The sequence below is a fragment of the Streptomyces sp. NPDC003038 genome (assembly GCF_040611115.1).
Lineage (GTDB): Bacteria > Actinomycetota > Actinomycetes > Streptomycetales > Streptomycetaceae > Streptomyces.
Genome location: NZ_JBEXNN010000038.1, coordinates 43,898 through 54,409 on the forward strand (window position 1 = coordinate 43,898; position 10,512 = coordinate 54,409).

The window sequence follows — 10,512 nt, forward strand, 5'->3', positions numbered from 1 at the left end:
CTCAAGGCCAATAACCGGCCAGTCCCGACCGGCCCCCCACCCGGCCGGACACCCCTTAACGCCGCTCAGGTTTTCACGATCGCCCGCACGCGAACGTACCGACGACGAGGAGACGCCGATGGCATCAGCCATCACGACCCTCGCGGCAGACGCCCCGACGCTGTCTGCCGCGAACACCGGGTTCATGCTCATCTGCTCCGCCCTGGTCATGCTGATGACCCCGGGACTCGCCTTCTTCTACGGAGGCATGGTCCGCGTCAAGAGCAGCCTCAACATGCTGATGATGAGTTTCATCAGCCTTGGGATCGTCACGATCCTCTGGGTGCTCTACGGCTTCAGCCTCGCCTTCGGCGCCGATTCCGGCGGCCTCATCGGCTGGTCCTCCGACTACGTGGGCCTCAGCGGCATCGGCATCACCGAGCTGTGGGACGGCTACACCATCCCGGTCTACGTCTTCGCCGTCTTCCAGCTGATGTTCGCCGTCATCACCCCCGCCCTGATCAGCGGAGCCCTCGCCGACCGCGTCAAGTTCAGCGCCTGGGCCCTCTTCACCGCCCTGTGGGTCACCGTCGTCTACTTCCCCGTCGCCCACTGGGTGTGGGGCGCCGGCGGCTGGCTCTTCGAGCTCGGCGTCATCGACTTCGCGGGCGGCACCGCCGTCCACATCAACGCCGGCGCCGCCGCCCTCGGCGTGATCCTGGTCATCGGCAAGCGCGTCGGCTTCAAGAAGGACCCGATGCGCCCGCACAGCCTCCCGCTCGTGATGCTCGGCGCCGGTCTGCTCTGGTTCGGCTGGTTCGGCTTCAACGCGGGCTCCTGGCTCGGCAACGACGACGGCGTCGGCGCGGTCATGTTCCTCAACACCCAGGTCGCCACCGCCGCCGCCATGCTCGCCTGGCTCGCGTACGAGAAGCTGCGCCACGGCTCCTTCACCACCCTCGGCGCCGCCTCCGGCGCGGTCGCCGGCCTCGTCGCCATCACCCCCGCCGGCGGCGCGGTGAGCCCGCTCGGCGCGATCGCCGTCGGCGCCATCGCCGGTGTGCTGTGCGCCATGGCGGTGGGCCTGAAGTACAAGTTCGGCTTCGACGACTCCCTCGACGTGGTCGGCGTCCACCTCGTCGGCGGCATCGCCGGCTCCCTCCTCGTCGGCCTCTTCGCCACCGGCGGCGTCCAGTCCGACGTGGCCGGCCTCTTCTACGGCGGCGGCCTGGAGCAGCTGGGCAAGCAGGCCATCGGAGTCTTCTCCGTCCTCGCCTACTCTCTCGTGGCGTCCGCGCTGCTCGCCTTCCTGCTCGACAGGACGATCGGGATGCGGGTCAGCGAGGACGTCGAGGTCTCGGGCATCGACCAGGTCGAGCACGCCGAGACCGCCTACGACTTCAGCGGAGCCGGCGGCGGCTCCTCCTCACGGAGCACCGCCGTACCGACCCCCGTTGCCGCCGCGAGCAAGAAGGTTGACGCATGAAGCTCATCACCGCGATCGTGAAGCCGCACCGGCTGGACGAGATCAAAGAGGCACTGCACAGCTTCGGGGTCCAGGGCCTCACGGTCTCCGAGGCCAGCGGGTACGGCCGCCAGCGCGGCCACACCGAGGTCTACCGCGGCGCCGAATACACCGTGGACCTCGTACCGAAGATCCGTATCGAGGTGGTCGTCGACGACGGCGACGCCGAGGACGTGATGCGGGTCGTCGTGGAAGCCGCCAAGACCGGCAAGATCGGTGACGGCAAGGTGTGGAGCGTCCCCGTGGACTCGATCATCCGGGTCCGCACCGGCGAGCGCGGCGCTGACGCGCTTTAGGACAGGTCCTAACTGACGGGAGCTTCTGGGTGACGAGCGTCGAAGAGACCACGGACCACACGGCCGACTCGGGACCCAGCGGTTACGCCGCGGCCCGGCTGCGACTCCTCCAGGAGGAGTCGCGGTCCGGGCCCTCGCGGCGTTCCGCCCTGGCCGGGCTGACCGACGACTGGCTGAACTCCCTGTTCACGACCGCCGTACGGGAAACCGGCGTACGGGGCGCCACCCTGGTGGCCGTCGGCGGCTACGGGCGGGGCGAACTCTCCCCCCGCAGCGACCTCGACCTGGTGCTGCTGCACGACGGCAAGGCGGAGCCGCGGGCGCTCAGCGCGCTGGCCGACCGGATCTGGTACCCGGTGTGGGACCTGGGCGTCGCCCTCGACCACTCGGTACGGACCCCCGGCGAGGCCCGCAAGACCGCCGCCGAGGACCTCAAGGTGCACCTGGGACTGCTGGACGCCCGGCCCGTCGCGGGCGACGTCGGACTCCTCGCCGGACTGCGGACCTCCGTACTGGCCGACTGGCGCAACCAGGCGCCCAAACGGCTCCCGCAGCTGCACTCCCTGTGCCGTGAACGGGCTGAGCGCGCCGGAGAACTGCGCTTCCTGCTCGAACCCGACCTCAAGGAGTCCCGCGGCGGGCTCCGGGACGTCACCGCGCTGCGGGCGGTGGCGGCGTCCTGGCTGGCCGACGCCCCGCGCGAAGGCCTCGCCGAAGCCCGGCGGCGGCTGCTGGACGCCCGGGACGCCCTGCACCTGGTGACGGGCCGGGCCACCGACCGGCTCTCCCTCCAGGAACAGGACCAGGTCGCGGCGCAGCTCGGGCTGCTGGACGCGGACGCGCTGCTGCGCGAGGTGTACGAGGCCGCGCGGGTCGTCGCGTACGCCGGTGACGTGACCTGGCGAGAGGTCGGGCGGGTGCTGCGGGCGCGCTCGTCCCGGCCGCGGCTGCGGGGTCTGCTCGGGACCCGGGGCGCCGCGGCGGCCCCGCGGGCGCCGCTGGCCGAGGGGGTCGTGGAGTGCGATGGCGAGGCCGTACTGGCGCTGGCCGCGCGGCCGGACCGGGACCCGGTCCTGACGCTGCGACTGGGAGCGGCCGCCGCGCAGGCGGGTCTTCCCGTATCGCTGCACGCCGTACGCAGGCTCGCGGCCCAGTCGAAACCGCTGCCGGTGCCGTGGCCGGCGCAGGCGCGCGAGCAGCTGCTGACGCTGCTCGGCGCGGGGGAGCCGACGGTGGCCGTGTGGGAGGCGCTGGAGGCGGAAGGCCTGATCACACGGCTGCTGCCCGACTGGGAGCGGGTGCGGTGCCGCCCCCAGCGCAACCCCGTGCACACCTGGACGGTGGACCGGCACCTGATCGAGACGGCGGTCCGGGCCTCGGCCCTCACCCGCCGGGTCGGCCGCCCCGACCTGCTGCTGATGGCGGCCCTCCTGCACGACATCGGCAAGGGCTGGCCGGGGGACCACTCGGTGGCGGGCGAGACGATCGCGCGCGACGTCGCCGTACGGGTGGGCTTCGACGCGCAGGACGTCGCCGTACTGGGCGTGCTCGTACGGCACCACCTGCTGCTGATCGACACCGCGACCCGGCGCGACCTGGACGACCCGGCCACGGTCCACTCCGTCGCCCGGGCGGTGGGATCCCTCGGCACGCTGGAGATCCTGCACGCCCTGACCGAGGCCGACGCCCTGGCCACCGGACCGGCGGCGTGGAGCGCCTGGCGGGGATCCCTCGTGGCGGACCTGGTCGCGCGGGTCGCCGCCGTCCTGCGAGGGGCGGCCCCGGCGGCGACGGAGCTGGAGATCCCGACGACGGAACAGGAACGCCTGGCGGTGGAGGCGCTGCGCACCCGGGAACCGGTGCTGGCGCTGCACGCCCGCCAGGAGGAGGACGCGGTCGGCGTGGAACTCGTCGTCGCGGTCCCCGACCAGCCGGGGGTCCTGCCCGCGGTGGCCGGCGTACTCGCCCTGCACCGCCTCACCGTCCGTGCGGCGGACCTGCGCTCCATGGAGCTCCCGGACCAGCTGGGCGAGGTCCTGGTGCTCCGCTGGCGGGTGGCGGCGCAATACGGCTCACTGCCGCAGGCGGCCCGGCTGCGGACCGACCTGGTCCGCGCGCTGGACGGCTCGCTGGACATCCCGGCGAAGCTGGCGGACCGCGAGGCGGCGTACCCGCGCCGCCGCGGGGTGGTACCCCCGCCGCCCCTGGTCACGGTGGTCCCGGACGTCTCCTCGGTGGCCACGGTCCTGGAGGTGCGCGCCCCGGATGCGGTCGGTCTGCTGCACCGGATCGGACGGGCGCTGGAGGCGGCGGGGGTCCGGGTGCGCAGCGCGCACGTCTCGACGCTCGGCGCCAATGCGGTGGACACGCTGTACGTGACCACCCTGGACGGCAAGCCCCTGGACCCGCGGGCAGCGGCCGCCCTGGCCGGGTCGGTGACGTCGGCCTTGGCATAGCCGGGGGGCCGACGCCGCTCCGAGCCTTCCCCGCCGCGCCGCGCCGCGCCGCGCCCGGCCCGGCCCCTTCGCCGTTTCCCGGGGCTCCGCCGCTCCATGGACAGCGCCGGGTCCGGGGACGGGGCCGGGAAGGGAAAACCGCCCGCAGGGGCAGGCCGGTGGCGCGGCCCGATACCCTGGGGGACGACCACACCGCCCCCGACCCGAGGAATCGCGACCACCGTGTTCGATACGCTCTCCGACCGCTTGGCGAATACCTTCAAGGGCCTGCGCGGCAAAGGCCGGCTGTCCGAGGCTGACATCGACTCGGCGGCCCGGGAAATCCGTATCGCGCTCCTTGAGGCCGACGTCGCCCTCCCGGTCGTCCGCTCCTTCATCGCGAACGTCAAGGAACGCGCGCGCGGCGAAGAGGTCAGCAAGGCGCTGAATCCGGGCCAGCAGGTGCTCAAGATCGTGAACGACGAGCTCGTCACGATCCTCGGCGGCGAGACCCGGCGCCTGCGCTTCGCCAAGACCGCCCCCACCGTGATCATGCTGGCCGGTCTCCAGGGTGCCGGTAAGACCACCCTCGCCGGAAAGCTCGGCCTCTGGCTGAAGGGGCAGGGCCACGCCCCGCTCCTCGTGGCGTGCGACCTCCAGCGTCCGAACGCCGTCAACCAGCTCTCCGTCGTCGCCGAGCGCGCGGGCGTCGCGGTCTACGCGCCCCAGCCCGGCAACGGCGTCGGCGACCCGGTCCAGGTCGCGAAGGACTCCATCGAGTACGCGCGCACCAAGCAGTACGACATCGTGATCGTCGACACCGCCGGCCGCCTCGGCATCGACGAAGAGCTGATGCGGCAGGCCGCGGACATCCGCGACGCCGTCAGCCCCGACGAGATCCTCTTCGTCGTCGACGCCATGATCGGCCAGGACGCGGTCAACACGGCCGAGGCCTTCCGCGACGGCGTCGGCTTCGACGGCGTCGTGCTCTCCAAGCTCGACGGCGACGCCCGCGGCGGCGCCGCGCTCTCCATCGCGCACGTCACCGGCAAGCAGATCATGTTCGCCTCGAACGGCGAGAAGCTCGACGAGTTCGACGCGTTCCACCCGGACCGCATGGCGGGCCGGATCCTCGACATGGGTGACATGCTCACCCTCATCGAGCAGGCCGAGAAGACCTTCAGCCAGGCCGAAGCCGAGAAGATGGCGGCCAAGCTGGCGAAGGGTCCCAAGGAGTTCACGCTCGACGACTTCCTGGCCCAGATGGAGCAGGTCCGGAAGATGGGCTCCATCTCCAAGCTGCTCGGCATGCTCCCCGGCATGGGTCAGATCAAGGACCAGATCAACAACATCGACGAGCGCGACGTGGACCGCACCGCCGCGATCATCAAGTCGATGACCCCGGCCGAGCGCCACGACCCGACGATCATCAACGGCTCGCGCCGTGCCCGTATCGCCAAGGGTTCCGGCACCGAGGTCAGCGCCGTCAAATCGCTCGTCGAGCGTTTCTTCGACGCCCGCAAGATGATGTCCCGCATGGCCCAGGGCGGCGGCATGCCCGGGATGCCGGGCATGCCGGGCATGGGTGGCGGCCCCGGCCGGCAGAAGAAGCAGGTCAAGCAGGCCAAGGGCAAGCGCAAGAGCGGCAACCCGATGAAGCGCCGGGAAGAGGAGGCCGCGGCCGCTCTCCGCAAGGAGCAGGGCCCGCAGGCGATCGAGCCCGCCGACGGCGGCAGCCCCTTCGGCCTTCCGGCGGCCGGTCAGCCCGGCCAGGACTTCGACCTTCCGGACGAGTTCAAGAAGTTCATGAAGTAGTGGTCATGAAGTAGGAGTGCGCACGCAGCCGTGCGAGGAGGGCCCCGGTCGTGTTCCCACGGCCGGGGCCCCTGCGTTTCTGCCGGAGCGAGTGCCCTGTTTATCCCTTATGGTCGGCCGGGAGGATGGCAGAAGGAGGCGCCCCGTGCCCAGCCCCGCTCCCGTACCGCCCCGCGACCGGGCCGATACGCCCTGGCGCTCGGAAGGCGCACCGCCAACGCCTCCGCCGAAGAAAGGGATGCCGGGCGGCTGGCGGGGACTGATCCTCGCCGCCCTGTTCGTCTTCCTGGTGACCAACGTCGTGTTGTCGTTCTTCAACGACGGCGACGAGCCGACCATCTCGTACACCGAGTTCAGCAAGCAGGTCGCCAACGGCAACGTCTCCAAGATCTACTCCAAGGGCGACGCCATCCAGGGCCAGCTCAAGGCCGAACAGCCGGTGCCCGACGGCGGCAAGGGCGACTACACCAAATTCGTCACCCAGCGCCCGGCCTTCGCCGACGACGACCTGTGGGCCGACCTCACCAAGCAGAACGTGAACGTGACGGCCTCCCCGGTCGTCGAACAGCGCAGCTTCCTGGCCAATCTGCTCCTCTCCCTCGCCCCGATGCTCCTGCTGGTCCTCCTGTGGGTGTTGATCGCCCGCCGGATGGGCTCGGCGATGGGCGGCGGCATGGGCGGGCTGGGCCGCAAGGCGCCGCCCAAGCCGGTGGAACTGGAAGGCGCCAAGCGCACCACCTTCGAGGACGTGGCGGGCATCGACGAGGTCGAGGGCGAGCTCAACGACGTCGTCGACTTCCTCAAGAACCCTCAGGCTTACCGGAAGATGGGCGCCCGGATGCCCGGCGGCGTGCTCCTGGCCGGCCCGCCCGGCACCGGCAAGACCCTGCTCGCGCGGGCGGTCGCGGGCGAGGCCGGAGTGCCCTTCTTCTCCGCCTCCGCCTCCGAGTTCATCGAGATGATCGTCGGCGTCGGCGCCTCCCGGGTGCGCGAGCTCTTCACCGAGGCGCGCAAGGTGGCTCCCTCGATCATCTTCATCGACGAGATCGACACCATCGGACGGGTGCGGGGCGGTGGCGCGGGCATGGGGGGCCACGACGAACGCGAGCAGACCCTGAACCAGATCCTCACGGAGATGGACGGCTTCTCCGGCTCGGAGGGCGTGGTCGTGCTGGCCGCGACCAACCGGGCGGCCGTCCTGGACCCCGCCCTGACCCGCCCCGGCCGCTTCGACCGCACCGTGCAGGTCTCCCCGCCCGACCGGGGCGGGCGCGAAGCCATCCTGCGCATCCACACCCGGGACATCCCGCTCGCCAAGGACGTCGACCTGGCCCAAGTGGCCCGTACGACCCCCGGCATGACCGGAGCGGAGCTCGCCAACCTGGCCAACGAGGCCGCGCTGCTGGCGGTCAAGCGCCAGCAGCGGGAGGTCACCCAGTCCGACCTGTCGGACGCCCTGGAGAAGGTCCAGCTGGGCGCGGAGAGGTCGCTGGTCATGCCGGAGGGCGAGCGTCGCCGTACGGCGTACCACGAGAGCGGTCACGCCCTGCTGGGCATGCTCCAGCCGGGCGCCGACCCCGTCCGGAAGATCACGATCGTCCCCCGCGGCCGCGCGCTGGGCGTCACCCTCTCGACGCCGGACGCGGACCGGTACGCGTACACGGAGGAATACCTCCGCGGCCGCATCATCGGAGCGCTGGGCGGTATGGCGGCCGAGCAGATCGTCTACGACGTCATCACCACCGGTGCGGAGAACGACCTCGAACAGGTCACCAACCTCGTCCGCGGCATGGTCGGCCGCTGGGGCATGAGCGAGCGCGTGGGCCGCCTCACCGCGATCCCGTCCGACGGCCAGAGCCCGTACGGCCTGTCCGCCGCCCCGGCCACCCTCGACGCGGTGGACCACGAGATGCGGCGGATCGTCGACGAGTGCTACGAGAAGGCCTGTCGGCTCCTGCGCGAGAACCGTCCGAAACTCGACGCCCTGGCCGAAGCCCTCCTGGCCAACGAGACCCTGGACGAGCCCGCCGCCTACGCCGCCGCCGGCATCGCCCGCCTCACCAAGTGAAGGGGACGCGCGCGGCGGCGGACGCACCGCGGCCGGTTACCGCAGACGGGCGATGACGTAGCGGAAGATGTTCGGCAGCCATACGGCGCCGTCGGCCCGCTCGTACGGGTGAAGCGCCTCGGCCAGTTCCTTCTCCGCCAGCGCGGGATCGGCCATCCCGCCGGGCGCGCCGCCGGCCGCTCCCGCGGGGCCGGTTCCCGCGACGGGATACAGCCCCGTCGACAGCAGCCCGCGCACCGCGCTGTCCACATCCGCGTACCCGAACGGGCAGAACACCCGCCCCGAGCCCTCCGGCCGCAGCCCGGCCCGCTCCACCACCGCGTCCAGGTCCCGGGGCGAGGGCCCGCCGCCCAGCACCGCGGGCACCGTGCACCGCTCCGCCGGACCCCAGTCGGCCAGCACCACGGCCCCGCCCCGCCGGACCGCAGGCAGGGCCGCGGCCAGGGCCGCCGGATCCGGCGAGAAGGCCAGCAGGGCGTCGTACGGGCAGGGCGGCGACGGCGGAGCCGCCACGACCTCCAGCAGCCGCTCACGGGCCAGGGCCCGGCGCGCCGGATCCGCCTCCACACCCGTGGCCACGGCTCCCCGTCCGGCTGCCAGCAGCAGGGCCAGCCCCGCCCCGCAGTCGAGGCCGAGCAGCCGGTCTCCCGGCCCGACCTCCAGCCGGTCGTAGACCGCTTCGTACAGCGGTACCAGCATCCGTTCCTGGATCTCCGCCCAGTCCCGGGCGACGAGCGTGGCCGTCGGCGTCGGTGTCATCGAAAGAGCGCTCCTGATTCCATGTCGCCCCCTTGCCCCCGTTGCCAGGGAACTCCCCATTCGCGCCCGCGTCCAGAGGAGTGCGCCACCCGATTCACGCTCGGCGCGCGCGGCGCCGTACCATTCGCGCCATGGCAAAGGCTCCCGTTCTCACCCCCCAGGCGGAGGATTTCCCCCGCTGGTACCAGGATCTGATCAACAAGGCCGAGCTGGCCGACAACGGCCCAGTGCGCGGCACCATGGTCATCCGGCCGTACGGCTACGGCCTGTGGGAGCGGATGCAGCAGGAGATGGACGCGCGCATCAAGGACGCGGGCGCCCAGAACGCGTACTTCCCGCTCTTCATCCCGCAGTCGTACCTGACGCGGGAAGCGGAGCACGTCGAGGGCTTCGCCCCCGAGCTCGCGGTCGTCACGCACGGCGGCGGCAAGGAGCTGGAAGAGCCGGTCGTCGTCCGGCCCACCTCCGAGACGATCATCAACGACTACTTCTCCAAGTGGGTCCAGAGCTACCGCGACCTGCCCCTGCTGATCAACCAGTGGGCGAACGTGGTCCGCTGGGAGATGCGTCCGCGCGTGTTCCTCCGTACGAGTGAGTTCCTGTGGCAGGAGGGCCACACGGCCCACTCCACGTACGAGGAGGCCCGCGACTACGCCGCCCGGATCCACCGCGACGTCTACGGCGACTTCATGACGAACGTGCTCGGCATCGACGTCGTGCTCGGCCGCAAGACCGCCAAGGAGCGCTTCGCCGGCGCCATCAACACCCTCACCCTCGAAGGCATGATGGGCGACGGCAAGGCGCTGCAGCTGGGCACGAGCCACGAGCTCGGCACCAACTTCGCCAAGGCCTTCAACACCCAGTACCTCTCGAAGGAAGGCAAGCAGGAGCTCGTCTGGCAGACCTCGTGGGGCGTCTCGACCCGCATGGTCGGCGGGCTGATCATGTCCCACGGCGACGACAACGGCCTGCGGGTCCCGCCGCGCCTCGCGCACGTCCAGGTCGTCGTCATGGCGATCAAGGGCGACGAGGCCGTCGCCAAGGTCCGCGAACTCGGCGCCCAGCTCAAGGCCGCCGGCATCCGCGTCCACGTCGACGACCGCGTCGACACGCCCTTCGGCCGCCGCGCCGTGGACTGGGAGCTCAAGGGCGTACCGGTCCGCATCGAGATCGGTCCCCGCGACCTGGAGGCCGGCACCGCGATGCTGGCCCGCCGGATCCCGGGCGGCAAGACCGCGGTGCAGATCGACGCACTGCTCGACCTGCTGCCGAAGGTGCTGGAGGAGGACCAGGCGCAGCTGCTGCGCGAGTCCCGTGAGCGCCGTGAGGCCCGTACGTCCGACGTCTCCACCATCGAGGAGGCCGCCGAGGCCGCCATCGCCGGCGGCTGGGCGCGGATCCCGTGGGCGGACCTCGGTCCGGAGGGCGAGGCGAAGCTGGCCGAGCAGGCCGTCTCCGTGCGCTGCCTGATCGCCGCGGACGGGTCGGTTCCGGAGTCGGACGACGCCCCCGGCACCCTCGCGATCGTCGCGCGCTCGTACTAGTGTCCTGAGTCGGAGATTCGTCGTTGGTCTGGTGTGAGTCGTCCTGGACCGAAGATTCCGCCGGTGGTGCTGTCCGATGCCGAGCGGGCGA

The 10,512-nt window shown here is 71.7% G+C and carries 7 protein-coding genes; 6 read left to right on the forward strand and 1 reads right to left on the reverse strand.

What is annotated here, in order from left to right:
- Nucleotides 1–118 precede the first annotated feature (118 nt).
- The 5 genes from ABZX75_RS30245 to ftsH all read left to right on the forward strand — a co-directional run bounded on the left by ABZX75_RS30245 (nucleotide 119) and on the right by ftsH (nucleotide 8,118).
- Entirely contained in the window at nucleotides 119–1,465 is a 1,347-nt protein-coding gene (locus ABZX75_RS30245; protein WP_355416085.1) for an ammonium transporter, read from the forward strand.
- Nucleotides 1,462–1,800: a P-II family nitrogen regulator gene (locus tag ABZX75_RS30250; protein ID WP_355416087.1), complete on the forward strand. Its 339-nt coding sequence runs from the start codon at nucleotides 1,462–1,464 to the stop codon at nucleotides 1,798–1,800. The genes ABZX75_RS30245 and ABZX75_RS30250 overlap by 4 nt, the downstream gene beginning before the upstream one ends.
- A gap of 29 nt (nucleotides 1,801–1,829) precedes the next feature.
- Nucleotides 1,830–4,256, forward strand: coding sequence for a [protein-PII] uridylyltransferase (locus ABZX75_RS30255; protein WP_355416089.1), 2,427 nt, complete (start codon nucleotides 1,830–1,832; stop codon nucleotides 4,254–4,256).
- Nucleotides 4,257–4,478: 222 nt separating this feature from the next.
- Nucleotides 4,479–6,050, forward strand: coding sequence for a signal recognition particle protein (ffh, locus tag ABZX75_RS30260; RefSeq protein WP_355416091.1), 1,572 nt, complete (start codon nucleotides 4,479–4,481; stop codon nucleotides 6,048–6,050).
- A gap of 109 nt (nucleotides 6,051–6,159) precedes the next feature.
- The gene (gene ftsH, locus ABZX75_RS30265; RefSeq protein WP_355416093.1) at nucleotides 6,160–8,118 is read left to right on the forward strand and encodes an ATP-dependent zinc metalloprotease FtsH; all 1,959 of its coding nucleotides are present in this window, start codon (nucleotides 6,160–6,162) and stop codon (nucleotides 8,116–8,118) included.
- Nucleotides 8,119–8,154: 36 nt separating this feature from the next.
- Here the strand turns inward: ftsH and ABZX75_RS30270 are convergent, their stop codons facing one another.
- On the reverse strand, nucleotides 8,155–8,877 hold the full coding sequence (locus ABZX75_RS30270) for a methyltransferase type 11 (RefSeq protein ID WP_355416095.1): 723 nt from the start codon (nucleotides 8,875–8,877) through the stop codon (nucleotides 8,155–8,157).
- 131 nt (nucleotides 8,878–9,008) lie between these two features.
- Here ABZX75_RS30270 and proS point away from each other — a divergent pair, with 131 nt between their 5' ends.
- Nucleotides 9,009–10,421 (forward strand): proline--tRNA ligase, encoded by a 1,413-nt coding sequence (proS, locus tag ABZX75_RS30275; RefSeq protein WP_355416097.1) that lies wholly within the window; start codon nucleotides 9,009–9,011, stop codon nucleotides 10,419–10,421.
- The last annotated feature ends 91 nt before the right edge of the window (nucleotides 10,422–10,512 follow it).

Coding starts and splice junctions, on each gene's coding strand:
- proS (WP_355416097.1), top strand. CDS start 9,009: ATGGCAAAGGCTCCCGTTCTCACCCCCCAGGCGGAGGATTTCCCCCGC.
- ftsH (WP_355416093.1), top strand. CDS start 6,160: ATGGTCGGCCGGGAGGATGGCAGAAGGAGGCGCCCCGTGCCCAGCCCC.
- ABZX75_RS30250 (WP_355416087.1), top strand. CDS start 1,462: ATGAAGCTCATCACCGCGATCGTGAAGCCGCACCGGCTGGACGAGATC.
- ABZX75_RS30270 (WP_355416095.1), bottom strand. CDS start 8,877: ATGACACCGACGCCGACGGCCACGCTCGTCGCCCGGGACTGGGCGGAG.
- ABZX75_RS30245 (WP_355416085.1), top strand. CDS start 119: ATGGCATCAGCCATCACGACCCTCGCGGCAGACGCCCCGACGCTGTCT.